20 protein-coding genes, 1 tRNA gene and 1 pseudogene are annotated in these 20,144 nt (G+C 60.0%); 11 read left to right on the top strand and 11 right to left on the bottom strand.

Features of this window, described 5'->3' with window-relative positions:
• Positions 1 to 84: 84 nt before the first annotated feature.
• Positions 85 to 909 (top strand): annotated as a pseudogene (locus tag DTW90_RS08085) (LysR family transcriptional regulator); the annotation flags it as partial.
• 173 nt (positions 910 to 1,082) lie between these two features.
• Here the strand turns inward: DTW90_RS08085 and DTW90_RS08080 are convergent.
• Together DTW90_RS08080 and DTW90_RS08075 are read right to left on the bottom strand one after the other, a co-directional pair.
• Positions 1,083 to 1,961 carry an aldo/keto reductase gene (locus DTW90_RS08080; RefSeq protein WP_132520836.1) on the bottom strand — a complete coding sequence of 293 codons (879 nt, stop codon included), beginning with the start codon at positions 1,959 to 1,961 and terminating at the stop codon, positions 1,083 to 1,085.
• Between the two features lie 34 nt (positions 1,962 to 1,995).
• Positions 1,996 to 2,832 carry an oxidoreductase gene (locus DTW90_RS08075; protein ID WP_149337552.1) on the bottom strand — a complete coding sequence of 279 codons (837 nt, stop codon included), beginning with the start codon at positions 2,830 to 2,832 and terminating at the stop codon, positions 1,996 to 1,998.
• Between the two features lie 122 nt (positions 2,833 to 2,954).
• Between DTW90_RS08075 and DTW90_RS08070 the strand changes: the two genes are divergently transcribed.
• Positions 2,955 to 3,884, top strand: coding sequence for a LysR family transcriptional regulator (locus DTW90_RS08070; RefSeq protein WP_149337550.1), 930 nt, complete (start codon positions 2,955 to 2,957; stop codon positions 3,882 to 3,884).
• 60 nt (positions 3,885 to 3,944) lie between these two features.
• Here DTW90_RS08070 and DTW90_RS08065 read toward each other — a convergent pair whose 3' ends face one another.
• On the bottom strand, positions 3,945 to 4,595 hold the full coding sequence (locus DTW90_RS08065; RefSeq protein WP_149337548.1) for a TetR family transcriptional regulator: 651 nt from the start codon (positions 4,593 to 4,595) through the stop codon (positions 3,945 to 3,947).
• Positions 4,595 to 5,311, bottom strand: coding sequence for a methyltransferase domain-containing protein (locus DTW90_RS08060; RefSeq protein ID WP_149337546.1), 717 nt, complete (start codon positions 5,309 to 5,311; stop codon positions 4,595 to 4,597). Before DTW90_RS08060 ends, DTW90_RS08065 begins: the two co-directional genes overlap by 1 nt.
• Positions 5,312 to 5,530: 219 nt before the next feature.
• Here DTW90_RS08060 and DTW90_RS08055 point away from each other — a divergent pair, with 219 nt between their 5' ends.
• The 4 genes from DTW90_RS08055 to DTW90_RS08040 all read left to right on the top strand — a co-directional run bounded on the left by DTW90_RS08055 (position 5,531) and on the right by DTW90_RS08040 (position 9,501).
• Positions 5,531 to 6,478, top strand: a complete 948-nt coding sequence (locus DTW90_RS08055) for an SDR family oxidoreductase (protein ID WP_149337544.1) — start codon at positions 5,531 to 5,533, stop codon at positions 6,476 to 6,478.
• Positions 6,479 to 6,672: 194 nt separating this feature from the next.
• Positions 6,673 to 7,392, top strand: coding sequence for a hypothetical protein (locus DTW90_RS08050; RefSeq protein ID WP_188079901.1), 720 nt, complete (start codon positions 6,673 to 6,675; stop codon positions 7,390 to 7,392).
• A 121-nt stretch (positions 7,393 to 7,513) separates the two neighbouring features.
• Positions 7,514 to 7,963 (top strand): MarR family transcriptional regulator, encoded by a 450-nt coding sequence (locus tag DTW90_RS08045; protein WP_149337542.1) that lies wholly within the window; start codon positions 7,514 to 7,516, stop codon positions 7,961 to 7,963.
• Positions 7,960 to 9,501 (top strand): MDR family MFS transporter, encoded by a 1,542-nt coding sequence (locus DTW90_RS08040; protein ID WP_149337540.1) that lies wholly within the window; start codon positions 7,960 to 7,962, stop codon positions 9,499 to 9,501. The genes DTW90_RS08045 and DTW90_RS08040 overlap by 4 nt, the downstream gene beginning before the upstream one ends.
• A 27-nt stretch (positions 9,502 to 9,528) precedes the next feature.
• On the opposite strand, the gene DTW90_RS08035 is transcribed toward DTW90_RS08040, so the two are convergent.
• Positions 9,529 to 9,951: a lipocalin-like domain-containing protein gene (locus tag DTW90_RS08035; RefSeq protein WP_132520812.1), complete on the bottom strand. Its 423-nt coding sequence runs from the start codon at positions 9,949 to 9,951 to the stop codon at positions 9,529 to 9,531.
• A 92-nt stretch (positions 9,952 to 10,043) separates the two neighbouring features.
• On the opposite strand from DTW90_RS08035, the gene DTW90_RS08030 reads away from it, so the two are divergent.
• Complete coding sequence (locus tag DTW90_RS08030) at positions 10,044 to 10,517, top strand: nuclear transport factor 2 family protein (RefSeq protein WP_132520809.1); 474 nt, start codon at positions 10,044 to 10,046, stop codon at positions 10,515 to 10,517.
• Positions 10,518 to 10,591: 74 nt separating this feature from the next.
• Here DTW90_RS08030 and DTW90_RS08025 read toward each other — a convergent pair whose 3' ends face one another.
• From DTW90_RS08025 to DTW90_RS37030, 3 genes are all read right to left on the bottom strand, one after another.
• Positions 10,592 to 11,629, bottom strand: a complete 1,038-nt coding sequence (locus DTW90_RS08025) for an MBL fold metallo-hydrolase (RefSeq protein WP_132520806.1) — start codon at positions 11,627 to 11,629, stop codon at positions 10,592 to 10,594.
• 51 nt (positions 11,630 to 11,680) lie between these two features.
• Positions 11,681 to 12,340, bottom strand: a complete 660-nt coding sequence (locus DTW90_RS08020; RefSeq protein ID WP_132520803.1) for a peroxiredoxin — start codon at positions 12,338 to 12,340, stop codon at positions 11,681 to 11,683.
• A 172-nt stretch (positions 12,341 to 12,512) separates the two neighbouring features.
• Entirely contained in the window at positions 12,513 to 12,686 is a 174-nt protein-coding gene (locus tag DTW90_RS37030) for a hypothetical protein (protein WP_165927784.1), read from the bottom strand.
• Between the two features lie 388 nt (positions 12,687 to 13,074).
• On the opposite strand from DTW90_RS37030, the gene DTW90_RS08015 reads away from it, so the two are divergent.
• Positions 13,075 to 13,287: a hypothetical protein gene (locus DTW90_RS08015; protein WP_132520800.1), complete on the top strand. Its 213-nt coding sequence runs from the start codon at positions 13,075 to 13,077 to the stop codon at positions 13,285 to 13,287.
• Between the two features lie 77 nt (positions 13,288 to 13,364).
• On the opposite strand, the gene DTW90_RS08010 is transcribed toward DTW90_RS08015, so the two are convergent.
• The 3 genes from DTW90_RS08010 to DTW90_RS08000 all read right to left on the bottom strand — a co-directional run bounded on the left by DTW90_RS08010 (position 13,365) and on the right by DTW90_RS08000 (position 17,301).
• Positions 13,365 to 13,441 (bottom strand) — tRNA-Arg (locus DTW90_RS08010).
• Positions 13,442 to 13,567: 126 nt separating this feature from the next.
• Complete coding sequence (locus DTW90_RS08005) at positions 13,568 to 15,082, bottom strand: HAMP domain-containing sensor histidine kinase (RefSeq protein WP_132520797.1); 1,515 nt, start codon at positions 15,080 to 15,082, stop codon at positions 13,568 to 13,570.
• 215 nt (positions 15,083 to 15,297) lie between these two features.
• Positions 15,298 to 17,301, bottom strand: coding sequence for a methyl-accepting chemotaxis protein (locus DTW90_RS08000; protein WP_149337538.1), 2,004 nt, complete (start codon positions 17,299 to 17,301; stop codon positions 15,298 to 15,300).
• A gap of 447 nt (positions 17,302 to 17,748) precedes the next feature.
• Here DTW90_RS08000 and rpmH point away from each other — a divergent pair, with 447 nt between their 5' ends.
• The 3 genes from rpmH to yidC are packed head-to-tail and all read left to right on the top strand — an operon-like array spanning position 17,749 to position 20,127.
• A complete protein-coding gene (rpmH, locus tag DTW90_RS07995) occupies positions 17,749 to 17,883 on the top strand; it encodes a 50S ribosomal protein L34 (protein ID WP_016552555.1) in 135 nt (44 codons plus the stop codon).
• Between the two features lie 31 nt (positions 17,884 to 17,914).
• Positions 17,915 to 18,304, top strand: a complete 390-nt coding sequence (gene rnpA, locus DTW90_RS07990; protein ID WP_188079900.1) for a ribonuclease P protein component — start codon at positions 17,915 to 17,917, stop codon at positions 18,302 to 18,304.
• Positions 18,304 to 20,127: a membrane protein insertase YidC gene (yidC, locus tag DTW90_RS07985; RefSeq protein ID WP_149337536.1), complete on the top strand. Its 1,824-nt coding sequence runs from the start codon at positions 18,304 to 18,306 to the stop codon at positions 20,125 to 20,127. The genes rnpA and yidC overlap by 1 nt, the downstream gene beginning before the upstream one ends.
• Positions 20,128 to 20,144: the final 17 nt, after the last annotated feature.

Here is a 20,144-nt window from a genome sequence, read left to right as displayed (position 1 = left end):
TTTGGTTCGAGCCTCAAAATAAGCCGCTGGCACTGTGCGGATAACCAGCATATTTTCGAATGGGTTCATGAGGGAAATCGCACAATGCGTATGGCAGGTTTGGTCGAACTGAATGCATTCGTCATCGTGGCGACGACGCGCAATTTTCGTGCTGCAGCGCTTGAACTCGGCATGTCGCCTTCGGCGGTCAGCCACGCCGTCGCGACGCTGGAGACGCGGATCGGCGTTCGGCTTTTCAACCGGACCACCCGAAGCGTATCCCCAACGGAAGCGGGCGAAGAATTCCTGGCGCGCGTCGGTCCCGCCCTGCGCGACATTTCGGGCGCCGTGGAAGCCATCAACCAGTTTCGTGCCAAGCCGAGCGGGACGCTTCGGATCGACACTTCGGAAGGCGCGGCGCGGCACCGCCTGATGCCGATCCTGCTGGAATTTCAGAAGCGTTATCCCGATGTCCATCTTGATATCACGACCGAGGGGCGAATGGTCGATATCGTGGCGGAGGGATATGACGCCGGCATCAGGCTGGTCGAAACCGTGCCGCAGGACATGATCGCGATCATGCTGAAGCCGGAAGAGCGCTTCGCCGTCGTGGCCGCGCCCTCCTATCTCGAGAGAAGAGAAGCACCACAGACCCCTCAGGATCTTCTCGCGCATGACTGCATCAGGTTACGGCTGCCAAGCGGCACCGTCTATCGATGGGAATTCGAGCGTCGCGGCGAGGAAATCCGGATCGACACCAGGGGGCCGATGACGCTGCAAAGTGCTGTACTAATGCGCGAAGCCGTGCTCGGCGGCGCGGGCATTGGCTATCTCATCGTCGATAATGTGGCAAAGGACATAGCCGAAGGGCGGCTGGTGCATCTTCTTGAAGAGTGGACACCGCCCTTTCCCGGCATCTGCCTTTACTACCCAAGGCACCGACATCCCACTGCGGCACTGACGGCTTTCGTCGGCCTCGTCCGCGAGATGACGAGGGCCGCCGCCTCTTCCATGGAACATCACGACGATGAAAAAAATAAGGGGGCGTCACGCGCCCCCTTTGTTCTGCCTGTGCGGTCTTCAAACTCCGCAAACCAGAAGCATCACGCGGCCTTGAACAGCTTCTTGCCTTCCGCGTCGAGGGCCTTGAACTCCTCGTCGGAGATCGTGATGTTCACGGCAGCGACGTTTTCTTCCAAGTGCTTGACCTTAGAGGTACCGGGGATCGGCAGCATGACGGGGCTGCGCTTCAGTACCCAGTCGAGCGCTATCTGGCTCGGCGCGGCATTGTGCTTCTTCGCAATCGTATCGAGCAGCGAGCCGGGCTTGGCAAGATCGCCGGCCGCGAGCGGGAACCAGGGGATGAAGCCGATATTGTGCTTTTCGCAATAGTCGAGAACATCCTCGCTGGTGCGGTCGACGAGATTGTAACGGTTCTGGACCGTCGCGACCTTGAAGACCTTCGAAGCGGCCTCGATGTCGGCGACGGAGACTTCACTCAGACCGGCATGACGGATAAGCTTGCTGTCGAGCAAAGACTTGACGGCGTCGAACTGTTCCTTGGCGGGAACCTTCGGATCGATGCGGTGCAACTGCCAGAGGTCGATCTGCTCGACACCGAGATTGCGCAGGCTCTTGTGCACCTGCTGGAGCAAGTATTCAGGGCGTCCAAGCGGGATCCACTGGTCTGGACCCGTGCGGGTAAGACCGGCTTTGGTGGCAATGACGACCTTGCTGTAGGGATGGAGTGCTTCCTTGATCAGGCGCTCGGAAACATCTGGGCCATAGGAATCGGCGGTATCGATGAAATTGATGCCGAGTTCCGGCAGGCGCTTCAGGGTGCGGATGGATTCTGCGTGATCTTCCGGCTCGCCCCAGATGCCACGGCCCGTGATGCGCATCGCGCCGAAGCCGAGACGATTGACGCTGAGGTCACCGCCGATCTTGAAAGTACCGGATCTTGCTGCGTTCAAATCAGACATGGTCTTTTCCTTCCTAACAAAAATGTTTCAGTGCTCACTCAAAATCCGTGGAGCTCGATACCGGCTCCCAGGCATTAAATTCGGTCTTCAGCAGCCCGAGCTTTTCTCGTACGAAATCGATCGCATCGCGACCAAGCAGGAGATGGGTCGGCGGATTGTCCGATGCAACCAGCTTCAGCATTGCGTCCGCTGCTTTTTTCGGATCGCCGGCCTGCTTGCCGCTGCGTTCCAGGCGGCGTGCACGCAGCGGTTCGAAAACCTCGTCGTAATCCGATATCGATCGCTCCGCACGAACCATGGAACGGCCGGCCCAGTCGGTGCGGAATCCGCCCGGCTCGATGGCCGTCACATAGATGCCGAAACTCCTGACTTCCTTGCCCACGCTTTCCGATATGCCTTCCAGCGCGAACTTGCTGCCATGATAAAAAGAGATTCCCGGAAACGTCGTAATCCCGCCCATCGACGTGATGTTGAGTATCCGGCCGCTCCTGCGCTTGCGCATATAGGGCAGCACTGCCTGCATGACAGCGACGGGGCCGTAAACATTGACTTCAAACTGGCGGCGCAGATCCTCGATCGTCGATTCCTCCAGCAATCCCTCGTGGCCGTAACCGGCATTGTTGACCAGCACGTCGATGCCGCCGACGTTCCCTTCCACCTCGGCGATAACGGGCGCAATGACAGCGGTATCCGTCACCTCAAGCAGCCTGCCGAAGGAATGACCCGGCTTCAGCGCGTCGAATTCGCTGCGGGCCTGTTCGTTACGCAGAGTGCCGACGACCTTATGACCATCTGCAAGTGCGGCTTCAGCAAGCGCACGACCGAAACCGGTCGATACGCCGGTGATGAAGAATGTCTTGGTGTCTGGCATCGGCAATACTCCTTGTTGGGTAGGAGGAAGATAAACCGCCCTGACATTTTCGATAATCTGATCAATGGGCGATACCCTTTTTAGAAAAACTGATTAATCTCGATCTGGCAGCGGAGGATTTCATGCGTCAGGACATGCTGGATGGCTTGGTGACTTTCGTCATCGTGGCCGAAGAAAAGAGCTTTTCAGCAGCAGCCGTGCGGCTCGGCGTTTCTCCTTCCGCAGTCAGCCAGTCGATCAGCAAGCTCGAACAGCGGATGCGGCTCGCCCTCTTCAACCGCACGACGCGAAGCGTCAGCCTGACGGAAGCCGGTTCACGCTATCTCGAACGCGTCGTTCCCGCCGTGCGCGATCTGACAGCTGCAGCGACCGAGCTTGGCGAGGCGTCGGATCGGCCCGCCGGATTGCTCCGCATCAATGTCGCGCGGGCAGGCTATATGATAGCCCTTCAGCCGATCCTGCGCGATTTTCTCGATGCCTATCCCGATATCGGGCTGGAAGTGCGCATCGAGGCGTCGCTGGTGGACATTGTCAGCGAAGGGTTCGACGCCGGCATCCGCTTCGGCGATCTGGTGCAGAAGGATATGGTCGCCCTGAAGATCGGCCCGGCAATCGATGCGCACATCATTGCGTCACCAGACTATCTCTCACGCTATGGCGTGCCGAGACATCCGCGAGATCTGCTCAATCACAATTGCATCGGTTTCCGCCATTCGAGCAGCGGCCAGATCGAGCGTTGGGAATTCGAGAAGGATGGAGAGAAGATCGAACTCGCAGTCAGCGGCCGCCTCATTCTCAACGATTCAGCGGCGCTGACACAGGCTGCGCTCGACGGCATCGGCATTGCCTATATGATCAACGGCTATATCGACCGCTTCCTGGATGATGGGCGCCTGGTTCGCATTCTTTCCGACTGGAGCCCCGATCTTGCGGGCCTGACGCTCTACTATGCTGACCGCCGGCGCGTGCCGGCCAAGCTCAGAGCTCTGATCGACTTCCTGCGCAGGCGCGGGAACGGCATCAAGCCGCAGACGGCCGGCGCGCTGACCTAGAGTTTTGACGCAATTCCGAACGCAAAACCGTTTGACACTTTTGCTGGAATTGCTGTGGGGTCAACCTTTATCACTCTCAGAGTTGATCTCTTTACCGAAGCTTGCCAGCACCTTCCAGAGGTCGCGGAAGATCTCACGTGCGAAGGCCTCGAGCGGCCCCTTTTCTGGCATTTGGTGCCATCTTTCACCGCCGGCGCGCATTGCACCGACGACAATGGCGGAGAGAAGACGCATGCGAAAAGGCTCCTCCTCGCTATCGCCCGCGCGCGCAGACAGGGCTTCGGTCAATTTCTGCTCGAGCTTGGTGTATTTGAGCTGGTCGCGGGCGCAGAGCGCCGGCGTGTTGCGGATGAGATCGCCAAGCGCCACGCTTTGCGGATCGGCGGCGGCCACGATGGCTGAAGTCAAGGATTCCTCGATGACCTTCACGACCGGCTCACCGGCAGGCCGGGCGGAAATGGCGGCCGCGAGCCCATCGGCAAAGGCGTCCTGCCAGGCAAAGACGACCTCCTCCTTGCTCGGGAAATAGTCGAAGAAGCTGCGCTTGGAGACGTCAGCCGCCTCCGTGATATCCTCGATCGTCGTTGCCTCGAAGCCGCGCTCGAGGAAGAGCCTCATGGCCGCCTGCTCAATGCGTTCCCGCGTCTGGCGCCGCTTGCGCTCGCGGCGACCTTCCCTCACATCCCCGTCCATATGCCTGTCGTCTGCCATTAAAGTCTCGATTCCGTCCCCGCCGCCTCCATCGCATTGCTTCTGGCTGCCAGTTCGGCAGCAAGTGTCGCGATATCGGCGTTCACATCCCTGCTACGATATCTGTGCTTGCGAGGCGAGACCTCAAGCGGCTTTCGACGCGAAATCCGGTAGACGCTGGCGGGCGGCAGGTTTCGCACCGTTCCGCCGACGCGGATAGCCTCAAGGCCAAGCCGATCGAGGATATGGCGCGGCACCGGGCAACGCGGGCCATAGGTAAACTGATAGAAGGCGCCTCCTGATTTCAGGACGCTGAAGGCGCCGCCCACGATGCCGGTGATCATCAGCGGCGGCATCGAAAGAAGCGGCAGCCCGCTGACAACGGCGCCAAAGGGCGAGTTCTCAAACAGGCCGCATTGGGCAATCCGGGACGCATCCATCTGCAGCACCCGAGCATGCGGAAAACGCTTCTTCAGGACATCGGCAAACTCGGAGCCGAATTCGATGAGCGTAAGATCCGCTTCATCGATGCCACGGGAGAGAAGAGCCCGCGTGAAGACGCCGGTTCCCGGCCCGAGTTCCAACACACGACCGTTCTCCACCGCAATTTCCCGCGTCATGATCCGCGCAAGCGTTTCTCCCGATGGCGCGATTGCCGAAACCTGCCGGGGATTGGTGATCCAGGAGCGGAAGAACTGAACGAAATCGGAGCATGGCGTGGCCGAAACTGCATTCATTGAGACTATCCAATCTTTGACGACGATTTCGAATATGGCGCAGACGTAGGGCGGAACAGCGTGGCAATTCAAAGGCATGAAGGCCTCCAGCCATGGTAATTTCACGTCACAATGGCGCGACATCCTAATGCATAATTATATCTATTGTATTTTTGCATTAAATGCAATATTTATATTTTGGCTCCGATCACCCAACCTCTAGCTTAGAGGAGAAACCTAATGTCGAATTTCACCATCAGGGATATTCCGCCGCAGACGGGCCGTATTGCCGTTGTTACCGGCGCCACGAGCGGCATCGGCTATGAGACGGCCAAGGCGCTTGCCGACGCCGGTGCGCGCGTGATCATTGCCTCGCGCAATGAGAAGAAGGGTGCGGAGGTGCTGGCGAGTATCCGCGCAGCCCATGCCGGCGGCGAAGTCTCCTTCGAGCCGCTGGATCTTTCGCGCCTCTCCTCCGTGGCGGATTGTGCGCGGCGCATTGCGGATTCTGTTTCGCACATCGATCTTCTCATCAACAATGCTGGCGTCATGTCCATTCCGACGCGACACGAGACGGTAGACGGGTTCGAGATGCAGTTCGGCGCGAACTATGTCGGCCATTTCGCGCTCAACATGAGGCTTCTGCCGAAGGTCTTTGCAGCCCGCACGCCACGGGTCATCACGGTCAGCAGCCTTGCCCACCGGGGCGGCAGGATCGACTTCGACGATCTGCAGGCAAAAAAGCGCTATACGCCCTGGAAGGCCTACTGCCAGTCGAAGCTTGCGACGCTGATGTTCAGCCTGGAGCTGGAGCGACGCGCACGCGCCGCCGGCTGGAACCTGATGAGCACGGCCGCCCATCCCGGCTATGCCCGCACCGGCCTGCAGAGCGCCGGCCGATCATGGGATCGCGATACCATGTCCGCACTCGAACGCCTCGGCAGTTTTCTGGAGCCTTACCTTTCCCATTCGGCTGCCGAGGGCGCCCTGCCTACACTTCTCGCCGCCACCTCGCCGAGCGCCCAGGGCGGCGTCATGTATGGACCCAACGGCTTCTACGAACTCAAGGGGCCGCCGAAACTTGCAAAGATCGTGCCCCGCGCACTGGACAAGGCTGTGTGGAAGCGGCTCTGGGACGTCTCCGAGGGATTGACAGGATTGAAGATCCCGGTGCCCGAAGCCGCCTGAACGGCCGGCCGATCCCGCCAGCCCCGCGTAAGTTTATGATCATACGATCGGGCCAATGGAGTTCATTGGCCGGTCATCGGGCCATGGCGGGCGCCATCTTGCCCATCGTGCCGACGGTTGCCGGAGAGCTTTAATCCGTCATCGCGGCGCCGGCGGCATTTTGCCGGGGTGCCTTACCCAGGGAAAATGCACTCATGGTTTCCGCGCTCGCTACAACCCGCCTGATATCGGCCCAGCTCGCCCTGCAGATGCTGCAGACCGACGTGCCCACGTCTTCAAGCTCCGATGATCCCCTGTTGGGAGACTTCGGTGATGTTTCCAACCTGCCATCACAATCCCAGGCATCGCTGACCAGCCTGCTCAACGGTCTCCCGTCTACCGACCAGACGAGTGCGAGCGAGCCTACTACCGGCGCCAGCACCGATGATCCCGACATGACGTCTTCCGATTTCATGTCGCTCCTGCAGAGCAATCTTCAGACCGCGGTCCAGAACGGCGACAGCGGCCAGGCTCAGGCAATGCTGAATGCGATCGCGAATGGCACGCTGACGGTCACCGACCCGACCGCCGGTCAGTCCATCACGGCCTGGAACCCGGATAATTCCGACAACACGGGCTCTACCAGCACGGACACCACCGGCAACGATGCGACCACGGTTCCGACGCAGGACTGGAACGATTTTCTCAACGCCCATCTGACCCGCGGCTCGGACGCCGCCTTCGTCAAGAACAGCGACGGCAGCTACACCGACAAGGTCACGGGAGAGGAATCCTATTTCGGCCAGGTCGGCAACCAGTTCTATTACCTCAGCTGGCCGGCGGCATCGGCTGGATCTGCTGACTCAAGCGCATCCGGCTCGACCGCTTCCAGCACCGGCACAACGTCCTCCAGCTCGACGAATACTGGCGCCTGATCGGTTCCGCCTCTCTCATAGAAGCCCGCGCTCAATTATTCGTGCGCGGGCTTTTGCACGCTTGCTTGACGGCGCAAGGGCGGCCTATAGATAGGTAGGAAACCTATCTATAGGCTTTGTCATGGCTGGAGACGGACTTTTGCAGGACATGGAGGATGCGATGGCGCTGGCTGAAGAGCTGCGCCCGGTGCTCCATCGGCTCTATCGACAGCTTCGCCGGGAGAGCGACGACCCCAACATATCGCCGCTACAAGCATTGCTGCTGGTCGCCATCATCCGCCAGCCGGGGATCGGCGTGGCCGAACTCGCCCGTCTGGAAAAGCTGCGTGGCCCGACGATAAGCGGCCACATCAAGACGATGGAACAGGCGGGATACGTCACCCGCAGCGCGCCTGATCCAACGGACGGGCGCCGCAGCGGGCTGGTCGCTACGCCTGAAGGATGCGCTGTCATCGACAATATCAAGCGCCGGCGCACGGACTGGCTGGCCTTCGAGCTTTCGAAGCTATCCACATCCGAACGTAGGGCTATTCGCGGCGCCATCGGCCCGCTCGGAGAGATCGGCAAATGACGACAGGAAAGCAGAATACGGTGGCGGCTGCGCCACAGGATGGCGCTGGACAGCCGGATCGCCGCGAAATTCGCGCCGTCATACTGGGCCTGATGATCGTTCTCGGGCTGGGCGCGATCGACCAGAGCATCGTTGCGACCGCCCTGCCGCGCATCGTCAGCGACCTCGGCGGCATCACGCATCTCTCCTGGGTCGTCAGTGCCTATGTGCTTGCCTCCACCAGCACCATGCCGCTCTACGGCAAGCTCAGCGACCAGTATGGCCGCAAGCCGCTGATCTACGTGGCAATCCTGATCTTCCTCCTGGGCTCGGTGCTCAGCGGCGCGGCGCAAAGCCTGTTGCAGCTGATCATCTTCCGCGCGATCCAGGGTATCGGTGCGGGCGGATTGCTGCCGCTTGCGCAGATCATCATAGGCGATCTCGTTCCACCCGCCCAGCGCGGCCGCAGCCAAGGCTCGATCGCCGCGGTCTTTGCCGTCTGCAGCGTCATCGGCCCGGTTCTCGGCGGCGTCATTACCGATCTTCTGTCATGGCACTGGATCTTCTACGTCAACCTGCCGGTCGGCGCCGTTGCGCTCGTCATGATCGGCCGTGCGCTGAAGCGGCCGCATCAGTCGCATAGCCGGCGGATCGACTATCTCGGCGCGGCGCTGCTCACCATCAGCACGACGAGTTTCCTGCTGGTCCTCGCGCTTGGTGGCTCCGAATGGCCGTGGAATTCGCCCAATATCATCGGCCTTGTGGCGCTGGCTCTCGTGGCCGGGATTTTCTTCGTCTTCCATGTGCGGCGCGAACCGGAGCCGGTGCTGCCGCTCGACCTCTTCAACAACCGCACCTTCGTCATCGCTTCCGTCGTTATGGCATTAGCTTTCATGGGCATGCTCGGGGCCAGCCTGTTCTTCCCGCTGTTCTTCCAGGTCGTCATGGGCGTGAGCGCTGCACATTCGGGCTTCCTGACCGGACCACTGATGATCGGCGTCGTCATCTCGTCCATGGTGAACGGTCGCGTGCTGCTGCCGCGGTCGGGCCGCTACAAGCCCGCGCAGGTCTTCGGGCTGACGCTGGCAACGATCGCCTTTGCCGTCCTATCCTGGGGTGCGGCGACCAGCCAGGGCTTTGTCGTCATCGAGCCCGCCGTTTTTGCGCTCGGCCTCGGTCTCGGCCTTGTCATGCCGAACATGACGATCGCGGTTCAGAACGCCCTGCCCTTCACCCATCGCGGCGTCGGCACGGCGACGCTCGCCTTCTTCCGATCGCTCGGCGGCCTGATCGGCGTCACCGGTTCCGGCGCCATCCTGGCGCGCCAGGTGAGCGGCATGAACCTGCCGCCGCTGACGGAGGGCAATGTGGGCGCGCTTGCCAATGTCTCGCCGGAAACACAGGCGGCCGCTCTCGTGGTCTACCGGCGCGCGGTCGCAACGACCTTTACCGCAGGCACGATCATCGTTCTGCTCGCCCTGATCGTGCTGTTCTTCCTGCCGGAGGTTCCACTGCGGACTCATCACGGCGAACACAAGGATCAACCGGGCAAGCGATAGTCTTTCCGCCCGGTACTGCGAAAGACGTCAGACCTTTCGAAACCTCAGCCGGAAAATCACGGCTTCGCCCGTCCTCGGGTCGATTCCTGGCGCGTCGCTGATCAGAAGCTCGTCGCCGTCAAGCATGAAGGGACGGACAAGATCCATCTCCCAAATCGGGTTCCAGGCTCCCTCCACATGATGGATCACCTTGCCGTCTTCCAGAGTGTATGCGGCACAATAGGCGAGCATCGTGTCGAACAGCCCGATCTTTTCCTTGTCGGTTGGCGCCGAGGCCATGGGCTTGCCTCGGTCGCGACGAAAGACCGTCGCCATCATCCGGCCGTCCGCATGATAGGCGATGTAGCCGACGGGATTTGCGCCCATGGCATCGGCGATTTCGCCCGTTGCGACGACCTCGCGCGTCCAGGAGATCATTTTCCATGTTCCGAGCAGGGCGGTGTTTTCCATCTCGATCGTCCTTTCGAAAAGAAGCGTACCATAAGTTGCGACATTGCTAAAATAAGCGCAAATTCATCTCATCGAAGAGGAGGGTTATTTCGATGGTTGACCGCAGCGAACTCGAAAGCACCGTTCGGACATTCTACAGCGCTCGAAACAGGAACGATCTCGACGCCATGATCGCAATGCTCGACCCGGACTGCAGCTTCCGTATCGCCGGAAGCAACCAGCTGGGGCCTATCACCCAGCTGGTCCGGGGCGAAGAATCCCTGCGGGCCGCCATGGGCGCACTCGTGGACGACTGGGACTTGTCGGAACTGCACATCATCAGCCTCCACGTCGATGGCAACACGGCCTTCGTCCACCGCGCCGGGAAAGTCTGCTTCGTTCCGTCAGGCGCAGTCATCGAGACCGAGCTGCTGGACAGGCTCACATTTTCAGACAGCGGCTTGATTACCGATTACCTGGAATTCATCGACACCCATCTGGTCGCGGATACGGCAGGCCTGCTGAGCCCCCAGGAGGCAATCCCTTTTGCCCCTGAGCCAGTCAGCGAGAGCCGCCTTCAGCTATAAGTTCAGACACAGGTTTGTCGCCGACGCGGGCAAAACGCGCCGGAGGGCGATCATATCAAAACGAGGCGTCATCGTTACCGCACGATCGGCCCATCCGCCTTCTTCCAGGCGTCGATGCCGCCCTCGATATGGCAGGCGCCTTTGAGACCGGCATCCTGGGCCGCCTGCACTGCCATGGCCGAGCGCTCGCCGAAGGCGCAATAGAAGACGATCCGCTTGCCTGTCGTCTCCGCCAGCTCATGCAGTACGCCGCCGATGCCGATATTTTCCAGCAAGTCGGGATAGGGCGCATGCAGCGCGCCCGGGATCGTTCCGTGCCTTTCACGCTCCGACCTTTCGCGCAGGTCCACGATCGCGATGTCGGGACGGCCCCTCAGCACCATGGCATCAGCGGCTGAAACGGCCCAGCCCTTCCGCGCGATCTCGTCCTGATGCAGGCCGACATGGATGTTGGCCGGCACGGCCACATCCATCATCTTCGGATTGGGCAGGTTCAGATTGTTCATCAGGTCGATATATTCATCGACCGATTTTACCCGCAGGCGCGGATTGAACATCTTTTCCTCGCCAATGGTCGAGACGGTGTCGCCCTTGTAGTCATGCGCGGGGTAGAGCAGCGTTTCATCCGGCAATTTGAGCAGCTTGTTGAAGATGGAATTATACTGGTCGCGCGGATTGCCGTTCTGGAAATCGGTGCGGCCGGTGCCGCGAATGAGCAGCGTGTCGCCGGTGAAGACGCGACCGCCCATCAGGAAGGAATAGGAATCGTCCGTGTGCCCGGGCGTATAGAGCACATCCAGGCTCAGCCCCTCGATCGAGACACGATCACCTTCGGTGACGCGCATGGAAACGACGTCGGCAAGGGTCTGCTCACCCATGACCGTCGTGCAGTGGGTGCGGTCGCGCAGAGCACCCAGTCCGGTGACGTGGTCGGCATGCAGATGGGTGTCGACGGCCTTGACCAGCTTGAGGTCGAGCTCCTCGATGAGCTTGAGGTAGCGGTCGACCTTCTCAAGCACGGGATCGATAATCAACGCCTCACCGCCGCGTCGGCTGGCAATGAGGTAGGTATATGTGCCGGAAACGCTGTCGAAAAGCTGGCGGAAGATCACAGTCGGCTCCCTTTGCGCAAATCTGCCCGGATATAGGAATGCTGGTCGCTATCACTTTGGCTGCGGCACGATGCGGATATAGGGCTTCGGCGCAAGCCAGCCTTCCGGATAGAGCGCCCTTGCTTCCTCGTCGCTGACGGAGCCGGCGATGATGACCTTTTCCCCACGCTTCCAGTTGACCGGCGTCGCGACCCTGTGGCTCGCCGTCAGCTGGAGTGAGTCGATCACCCGCAGGACCTCATCGAAATTGCGGCCTGTCGTCATCGGATAGACCATGATCAGCTTGATCTTCTTGTCCGGGCCGATGACGAAAACGTTGCGGACGGTCTGGTTATCGGCCGGCGTACGCTTTGTCGGATCGCCAGATACCGGCGCCGGAAGCATGCCGTACAGTTTCGATACATTGTAGTCGACGTCTGCGATCATCGGGAAATTCGGGGCAGCGCCCTGTGTTTCCTGGATATCCTTTGCCCAACCCGCATGGCGGTCGAGCGGATCGACCGAGAGGCCGATGATCTTGACACCGCGCTTGTCGAATTCGGGTTTGATCCTCGCCATATAGCCGAGTTCGGTCGTGCAAACGGGCGTGTAGTCCTTGGGATGCGAGAAAAGCACAGCCCAGGAATCTCCCATCCAGTGATGAAACCGTATCGGGCCTTCGGTTGTCTGCGCGTGAAAATCCGGAGCCGTATCGTTGATCGCAAGAGTCATCGCACCCTCCTACCCTTGAAAGAAGCTTTTCAAGATCTTCGTGGACGTATTTTCTTATATTTTAGCATTTTAAGCAATGTTAACTCTTTGTACCCAGGTGAATGTAGCAATGAAGCCTAAAACCAGAAAACCCCGCTCTATGGCGGGGTTTCCGGTCTGAATTCTGACGCAGCTAGTTGCTTCCGTCGTTGGCGCGGGACTTAGGCCCCACCTTGGCTGTCGCGGAAGCGGTTTTGCCATCGGGCTGCTGACCGAAATAGGTACCGCCGAGATGACCGCCGGCGCTGGTATTTTCGACCTGCCGCTCGGTCCTCTTCTGGATTTCGTGTGCATCGGTCTTGCTCATTATCGTCTCCATTGTTGAGGTGGTGACCTATTCTCAACGACCGAACGCCGATGCCGTTCCGATTTTTCTATGTATTCCTTATCGTTTTGGCACGATCCCCTAGATTGGCGCGGGTTGTTTGACGGGGCTGCAGCCATACAATGAAACACATCGAATCGTTTTCCTCATCCGATGCTCCCCTGATGAAGGTTCCCAGGAAAACCTTCCCCCTGGCCGGCTCCCTTAGCCGGCCTTCTTTTTGGGAGATCAACCTGATTGCCGCCAGATAAAAATGTGGCGCCGGACGGGATGAAAGCAGAAGTTGCTGTGCTATCGTGGCGTCGACCAAGTCTTAAGGCCCGCCTCAGAATGAAGGTTCGGCCGAGGCACATTGCACCGGAGCCTCAAAATGACAGTTGTTCAGGAAGATTCTTCAACCACGGTCCCCTCGCATCCGGAGGAGATGAAATCAGTCTTCGATCTGCGCGTGGGGAAGTACATTACCTTACAGGGCAGTGCCAGGATAACGCCGGCGGGCGTGATCAGCACCGGCATCGCGGTCGCCGCCGTGGCGCTTGCATTTGGCTATCTCAGCGCGTCCACCAGGCGCCGCAGGTATTAGGTCGACGCATATCGAGTCAAGAAGCCAATCGCCTAGCAGCAACTATCGCGTCAGTATTCTTAGAAAAAGGAGAGAAATGGCGCACCCGAAGAGATTCGAACTCCTGACCCCCAGATTCGTAGTCTGGTGCTCTATCCAGCTGAGCTACGGGTGCGTGTTGCAGCGATGTTGTTAACCGCTGGCGTGGGCGATCCTCTAAAGGGTCCGGTCGGTGAAAGCAAGTACCCTTTGTCAAAAAAACGTAATTTTCCTTCGCGGTCGCGAGATGGGTTCGCGAAGCTCAGTTTTCGTGGACGTTGCGGTTACGATAGTCGTCGAGTGAGACGGGGCGATCGGGGATTTCGATGCGGAATTGCGTGCCGGCTGCCGGCTTTTCCACAAGCGCGATCGTGCCGCCATGGGCAAGCACGAGTTCGCGCGCGATCGCAAGGCCAAGGCCGGTGCCGCCCGATCGAGCCGAGCCGCGGAAAGCGGTGAAGAGGTTTTCGCGCGCCTTCAACGGCATGCCGGGGCCGGTATCGTCGACAGTTATGCCGACGACGCTGCCCAGGCGATGGGCCGACACGGTGATGCGGCGAATGCTGTCCGGCTCGGTCTCGCCATAGGCAACGAGGGCCTGATGGGCGTTGCGGCAGAGATTGTGGATCACGCGGAAGAGCTGCTCGCTGTCGGCGTCGACCTCCAGGTCACGCCCGATCTGCTCGCTGAATTCGATGCCGCTCTCCGGATCGATCGCCAGAATGTCCCTCACCTCTTCGATGAGATCCTGAAGCCGCAGGCGACGGCGCTTCGGCGCCGATTCCGAGGTCTGGCCATAGGACAGCACCTCGGTCGTGTAACCGACGGCGCGGTCGATGGTGCGCAGCAGCTTGGGCGCAAACCGCTTGACCATCGGGTCATCGACATCGACCAGGCGGTCCGACATGAGCTGGGCAGAGGACAGGATATTGCGCATGTCGTGATTGATCTTCGAGACCGCGAGGCCGAGGGCAGCGAGGTTCTTCTGCTGCTTCAGCGTCTTCTGAAGCTGCGACTGCATATTGGCCAGATGCCGTCCGGCGACCGAGAGCTCGTCGCGCCCGTTATCGGGCACAAGCACGCGCCGTTCGTCTTCCGGATCCTCGGCATAGGTCTGCATGCTGTCGGTCAAGCGCCGGATGGGGCGGATCATGATGCGGTTGATGGCAAAGAAAATCAGCGTCGCGGTGAAGAGCGAGATCAGGATCGACACGAGGAAGACATTGATGGAATAGCTGATCATCGCCTTGCGCAGCAGCGTATCGCGCAGGACCACCTCGACGCCCATGTTGGAACTTCCAACCGGGCCGAAGACGCGAATGATCCGATCGCCGCCGAACAGAAGCGTGTCGAGCGCATCGCAGATCGTCGAGGGCAGCGAGACATTGGTCAAATCATACTGGTCGTCGACGGAGGACGGCATCTGGGCGGTTGCCAGCAGCCTGGAGGTGCCATCCTTGCGCAGCACGATGGCGCGCGTGCCTGTCGCCATCAGGGTTTCTCGCTGCAATTCGCGCGGCAGCTCGACCGGCTGTAGTCCGTCGATGACGATTGCCGCGGCGGCCGCCGTATTCAGGCGATCCTCGAGCCAGCGTATGCGCATGTTGGCGATCGAGGGGAGAAAGATCAGCACTTCGGCGAGCATGACGAAGACGACGGTGAGCAGCAGGAGCTTGCCGGACAGGCCGCCGAATATGCCTGTAGGGCGGCTCAGAAGCGACGACCCCTTGGCGGAAGCCCCACCGCTGGCGGCACTCGTATCCTGCCTCATGTCCATTCCGGATATTCCCGCTTCATTGCAAGGCGCGCCTGGCAAAGCCGGCGTTGGACGCGATAATAAGGGATCGCAACCGATTTTCCAATCTCTCCCCAGGCGAATCTAGAGCCCGCTTACTTTGCCTGGATTCCGCGTAGGAATGCGACAGGGCGCAGATGATATGAAAAGCGCCGCGCGTTGCCGCACGGCGCTTCGTCAGGCGCTTGCCTGATCGATCAGAATTCTTCCCAATCCTGCTGGGCCACGGCTGCATTTCCGCCACCGGAGAAAGCCCTCGCGACCTTGCCAACCATGCGTCGCGCCGGCGACCCCACGGCGGCATGCGACTGCGAACGGACCAAGGTGGGCGCGGCGGGTGCCGCATTGCCGACCTTGAAGCGAGAGATCAGGCGCAGCAGGCCATCGGCTTCGCCGGAGAGCTTGTGAGTGGCGGCAGAGGTTTCCTCGACCATCGCGGCATTCTGCTGGGTCACCTGGTCCATCTGGTTGACGGCGGTATTGACCTCCTGAAGGCCGGTCGCCTGTTCGCGGGCAGCAGTGGCGATAGAGTGGATGTGATCGTTGATCGCAAGAACGCGGGTCTCGATTTCGCCCAGCGTCTCGCCGGTCGCCTGCACCAGCTTGACCCCGACCTGCACTTCACCGCCGGACTTGGTGATCAGCGCCTTGATGTCCTTGGCGGCGGTGGCGGAGCGTTGCGCCAGTTCGCGCACTTCCTGGGCGACGACGGCAAAGCCCTTGCCCGCCTCGCCGGCGCGGGCGGCTTCGACGCCGGCATTCAGCGCCAGAAGGTTTGTCTGGAAGGCGATCTCGTCGATGACGCTGATGATCTGGCTGATTTCGCGGGAGGCCTGTTCGATGCGGCCCATGGCAGCGACGGCATCGCGCACGACAACGCCGGAACGGGCTGCATTTTCCTTGGCCTCCGTCACCATCGTGCTCGCTTCCTGGGCCCGAGCCGTCGAATTCTGCACGACGGCGGTGATCTCGTCGAGCGCGGCCGAGGTCTCTTCCAGTGCGGCGGCCTGCTGTTCGGTGCGCTTGGAGAGATCGTCGCTGGCGTGACGCAGCTCGTTGCTGTTGCCGGTGATCGACTGCGTGGTCTCGTGGACCTCTCGCATCGTCTTCTGCAGGATTGCCAGCGTGCTGTTGACGTTCTGCTGCAGTTCGGCGAAAGCACCCTGGAAACTGCCGCGCATGGTCTGTGTCAAATCGCCCTCGGCAAGGCTTGCGATCACGCGACGGGTCTCGGTGACGCCGGTATCGACGCCGGACAGAAGCTCGTTGATGTTGCGGGCGAAACGGTTGAGGTTGGCGTCCTCGTAGTCCTTCTCGATGCGGCGGCTGAAATCGCCTTCCGCGGCAGAGGCAACGACGAGCGACATGCTGGATTGCAGATCGTCGCTCTTGGCGCGCATGGCAGTTTCCTGCGCGTTCATCCGCCTCACCGCAAGACCATTCTGCTTGAAGACCTCGACGGCAGCAGCCATCTCGCCGATTTCATCCCTGCGTCCGGCGAAGGGAACAGCCGCATCGAAATTGCCCTCGGCAACCTCCTTGATGGCATTCGTCACCTTCTTGATCGGGCGGCTGAGATGGGCAGTGCCGATATAGAAGCCCATGCTGACACCCGCTCCGATACCAAGGGCAATAATTCCAAGCACCAGCCAGAAGACGATGCTGCGGAAAACCTCCAGATCGGCATTTACCTCATCGAGCGCATCCTTGTCGGTCTGTACGACGGCGTCGATCTCGGCCTGGAAGGCCTTGCGGTTGGCTCTGTTGGCGTCGTTGTTACCCTGCTTGTTTGCAGCGTCGGGGCTCTCGACCGTTCCGAGCCGCGCGGTCTCGGTGCGGAAAGTCCGGAATTCCTGGGCGCGGGCCAGCAATTTGTCGAATTCAGGCTTTTCGCTTGCCGGAACGAGCGGCGACCATGAGGCAAAGCCCTTATCGATCTCGTCAAGATCCTTCATCAATCCGTCTGCGAAGGGCTTTGCTTCCTTCGTCGAGCCCGAAGCATAGATCCCACGGGACTCCATGACGACGGCCGTGACGTAGCGGTTCAGCCGCTCGCCCATATAGGCGCGGCTCGCCGCCTGCTCGTAGGCCTGCAGCTTTTCATTGTATTGGCGCATCGCATAAAGGGCAGTCACGCCAATCAGCAACGCCGCACAGGCCATGACGGAAACGAGCAGGTTAATCTTGCCGCGAATATTCAACGGTGTATCTCCTTGGGGCGGAGAACAGAAGTTCCCCGGATATACCGCTCAAGATTGACTAAAATGCTTAATGTTACCTTGCGCCGTCCCTAATATAGATCGGCGGAAAATTCATACAGTTGCACATGATTCTCTTCGGGAAAGCGTAAAAATTGCGAAATACTGAGGTTGCTTGGCTGGAAAGAGCAAACTGCGGATATTTTCCAGATCAAAAGCACAACTTAGGGAAACATGCCTGAAGCCACATAGCGCGAGGCGCGAACCTATCAAGGAATATCTCGCCCGAGATGAATCTGCCCGGCGATAATTGACTTCGAGAGCCTTCAACCTTATAAGCCCGCGCACGCTCGATCTTGGAGCCTGCTTTTGCGGGCCTGTTCGCGCTGCATAACGCTCCTTGCTAAAATGCAAACTCAAGAAGGGCCGCACTCCGCGGTGTTAAAATAAATGAAGCGTACCTATCAACCATCCAAGCTTGTCCGCAAGCGTCGTCACGGTTTCCGTGCGCGCATGGCGACGAAGGGCGGCCGCAAGGTCATCGTTGCCCGTCGTGCCCGTGGCCGCAAGCGTCTTTCGGCCTAAGGCCGGAATGCCCGATAGAGATGGCGGGCGAATGACGAATAATCGACCAGAAAAGACTGTCGGGCGGCTGAAAAGCCGGCCGCAGTTTCTTGCTGTTCGGGAGGGAGAAAAGCGCCGCGGCAGCTTCTTCCTGATCGAAGCACTCGATCGCAAAGAGCCCGATACCGATCCTCGCGTCGGCTTTACCGTTACCAAAAAACACGGAAACGCGGTGGAAAGAAACCGCATGCGGCGCCGGCTGAAAGAAGCGGTGCGTCTCCATGGCGGAATTGCAATGCAGCCCGGACACGACTATGTGGTTGTCGCGCGGCGTGAGGTATTGACTGCGCCCTTCGATGTGCTGGCCGACGAGCTCGTCGCCCGCTTCGAAAACAGGCAGAAACACCGGCGGTCCCGTGAGGACCGCCCCAGGAAGGTATGATGCAAAACAACCGCAATTACTTCATCGCGATTGGCCTGTCTGTGCTGATTGTCCTAGCCTGGCAGTTTCTTTACATGAATCCGCGCATCGAAGCGCAGCGCAAGGCCGACGAATTGGCCAAGGCGCAGCAGCACACGACGCAGCAAGCCCAGACGGGACAGGCCCAAACGGGTCAAGCACAAACGCCGGCGGCAGGCACGGGTGCTCCGGTCAACGGCTCTCTTCCGGCGACCGGCCAGTCGACGCCGACGGTGGAGACCGTTGATGAAGCGCTTGCCAAGACCCCGCGCGTCATCATCGACACCCCGGCGCTTACGGGCTCGATCAATCTCGTCGGCGCCCGCCTCGACGACCTGAAGTTCAAGAATTACCATGAGACCGTCGACAAGAGCAGCCCGATCGTCACGCTCTTCGCACCGGCCGACACCAAGGACGGCTACTTTACCGAACTCGGCTATGTCGGCGACGCAGCCGCAGGCACCGCGCCCGGCCCCGGCACGCAATGGAAGCTCGCAAGCGGCGACAAGCTGACGGAGAAGACGCCGGTCACGCTGACCTACACGAACGACAAGGGCGTCACCTTCAGCCGCACGATCTCCGTCGACGATCACTATATGTTTACCGTGGCCGACAAGATCAGCAACGCCGGTCAGGCCCCGGTCGCGCTTTCAAGCTATGGCCGCGTCACGCGCTACAACAAGCCTCTCGTCGCCTCGACCTATGTCCTTCACGAAGGGTTCATCGGCGTGGTCGGCGACAGCCTGCTCGAATACAAGTACGCGGCCGTCGAAAAGGAAAATGTCGCGCCTCCGAGGGCGACAGGCGGCTGGCTCGGCATAACGGACAAGTATTGGGCCGCAACGATGGTGCCGCCGCAGACCGGCGCCTATGATGCCCGCTTCTCGCACTTCACCGATGGAACGCCGCGTTTCCAGGCCGACTACAAGCAGGAAGCCGTGACCATCGCTCCCGGCCAGTCCGTCGACCTGAAGAACCTCGTCTTTGCCGGCGCCAAGGAAGTGCCCGTTATCGATCAGTATGAGCAGACCTATTCGATCCCGCGCTTCGACCGCCTGATCGACTGGGGCTGGTTCTATTTCATCACCAAGCCGATGTTCAAGCTGATGGACTTTTTCTATCACTTCTTCGGCAATTTCGGCGTCGCGATCCTCTGCACGACCATCGTCGTCAAGGCGCTGTTCTTCCCGCTCGCCAGCAAGCAATACGCATCCATGGCGAACATGAAGCGCATGCAGCCGAAGATGGAAGAGCTGAAGAAGAAATTCGGCGACGACAAGATGGGGCTGCAGCAGGCAACGATGCAGCTCTACAAGGAAGAGAAGATCAATCCGATCGCCGGCTGCTGGCCGATCGCCTTTCAGATCCCGATCTTCTTCTCGCTCTACAAGGTGATCTACATCACCATCGAGATGCGCCACGCGCCGTTCTTCGGCTGGATCCGCGACCTTTCCGCGCCAGACCCGACCTCGATCGTCAACCTGTTCGGCCTGCTGCCGTTTGCCGCTCCGACGGTTCTGCATCTCGGCGTATGGCCGCTGATCATGGGCGTCACCATGTTCCTGCAGATGCGCATGAACCCGACCCCGCCGGACCCGACGCAGGCGATGATCTTCAACTGGATGCCGCTGATCTTCATGTTCATGCTGTCGAGCTTCCCTGCCGGCCTCGTGATCTACTGGGCCTGGAACAACACGCTCTCGGTCATCCAGCAGTCGATCATCATGAAGCGCCATGGCGTGAAGGTGGAACTCTTCGACAATCTCAAGGGTCTCTTCCGACGAAAAGAGGCACCATCGAAATAAAGTCAAAGCCCCGCTTC

The sequence above is a fragment of the Neorhizobium sp. P12A genome, assembly GCF_008365395.1.
Taxonomy (GTDB): domain Bacteria; phylum Pseudomonadota; class Alphaproteobacteria; order Rhizobiales; family Rhizobiaceae; genus Rhizobium.
The sequence above is the reverse complement of the archived record's forward strand: the minus strand, read 5'-3'. Positions and strand labels throughout refer to the sequence as shown.

What these genes read in the sequence shown, in the direction of transcription:
- DTW90_RS08080 (WP_132520836.1), bottom strand. Translation starts at nt 1,961, where the DNA reads ATGTCTGATTTGAACGCAGCAAGATCCGGTACTTTCAAGATCGGCGGT.
- DTW90_RS08055 (WP_149337544.1), top strand. Translation starts at nt 5,531, where the DNA reads ATGTCGAATTTCACCATCAGGGATATTCCGCCGCAGACGGGCCGTATT.
- rnpA (WP_188079900.1), top strand. Translation starts at nt 17,915, where the DNA reads ATGACGAATAATCGACCAGAAAAGACTGTCGGGCGGCTGAAAAGCCGG.
- DTW90_RS08065 (WP_149337548.1), bottom strand. Translation starts at nt 4,595, where the DNA reads ATGGCAGACGACAGGCATATGGACGGGGATGTGAGGGAAGGTCGCCGC.
- DTW90_RS08040 (WP_149337540.1), top strand. Translation starts at nt 7,960, where the DNA reads ATGACGACAGGAAAGCAGAATACGGTGGCGGCTGCGCCACAGGATGGC.
- DTW90_RS08030 (WP_132520809.1), top strand. Translation starts at nt 10,044, where the DNA reads ATGGTTGACCGCAGCGAACTCGAAAGCACCGTTCGGACATTCTACAGC.
- DTW90_RS08070 (WP_149337550.1), top strand. Translation starts at nt 2,955, where the DNA reads ATGCGTCAGGACATGCTGGATGGCTTGGTGACTTTCGTCATCGTGGCC.
- yidC (WP_149337536.1), top strand. Translation starts at nt 18,304, where the DNA reads ATGCAAAACAACCGCAATTACTTCATCGCGATTGGCCTGTCTGTGCTG.
- DTW90_RS08050 (WP_188079901.1), top strand. Translation starts at nt 6,673, where the DNA reads ATGGTTTCCGCGCTCGCTACAACCCGCCTGATATCGGCCCAGCTCGCC.
- DTW90_RS08005 (WP_132520797.1), bottom strand. Translation starts at nt 15,082, where the DNA reads ATGGACATGAGGCAGGATACGAGTGCCGCCAGCGGTGGGGCTTCCGCC.
- DTW90_RS08035 (WP_132520812.1), bottom strand. Translation starts at nt 9,951, where the DNA reads ATGGAAAACACCGCCCTGCTCGGAACATGGAAAATGATCTCCTGGACG.
- DTW90_RS08020 (WP_132520803.1), bottom strand. Translation starts at nt 12,340, where the DNA reads ATGACTCTTGCGATCAACGATACGGCTCCGGATTTTCACGCGCAGACA.
- rpmH (WP_016552555.1), top strand. Translation starts at nt 17,749, where the DNA reads ATGAAGCGTACCTATCAACCATCCAAGCTTGTCCGCAAGCGTCGTCAC.
- DTW90_RS08015 (WP_132520800.1), top strand. Translation starts at nt 13,075, where the DNA reads ATGACAGTTGTTCAGGAAGATTCTTCAACCACGGTCCCCTCGCATCCG.
- DTW90_RS37030 (WP_165927784.1), bottom strand. Translation starts at nt 12,686, where the DNA reads ATGAGCAAGACCGATGCACACGAAATCCAGAAGAGGACCGAGCGGCAG.
- DTW90_RS08075 (WP_149337552.1), bottom strand. Translation starts at nt 2,832, where the DNA reads ATGCCAGACACCAAGACATTCTTCATCACCGGCGTATCGACCGGTTTC.
- DTW90_RS08045 (WP_149337542.1), top strand. Translation starts at nt 7,514, where the DNA reads ATGGCTGGAGACGGACTTTTGCAGGACATGGAGGATGCGATGGCGCTG.
- DTW90_RS08060 (WP_149337546.1), bottom strand. Translation starts at nt 5,311, where the DNA reads ATGAATGCAGTTTCGGCCACGCCATGCTCCGATTTCGTTCAGTTCTTC.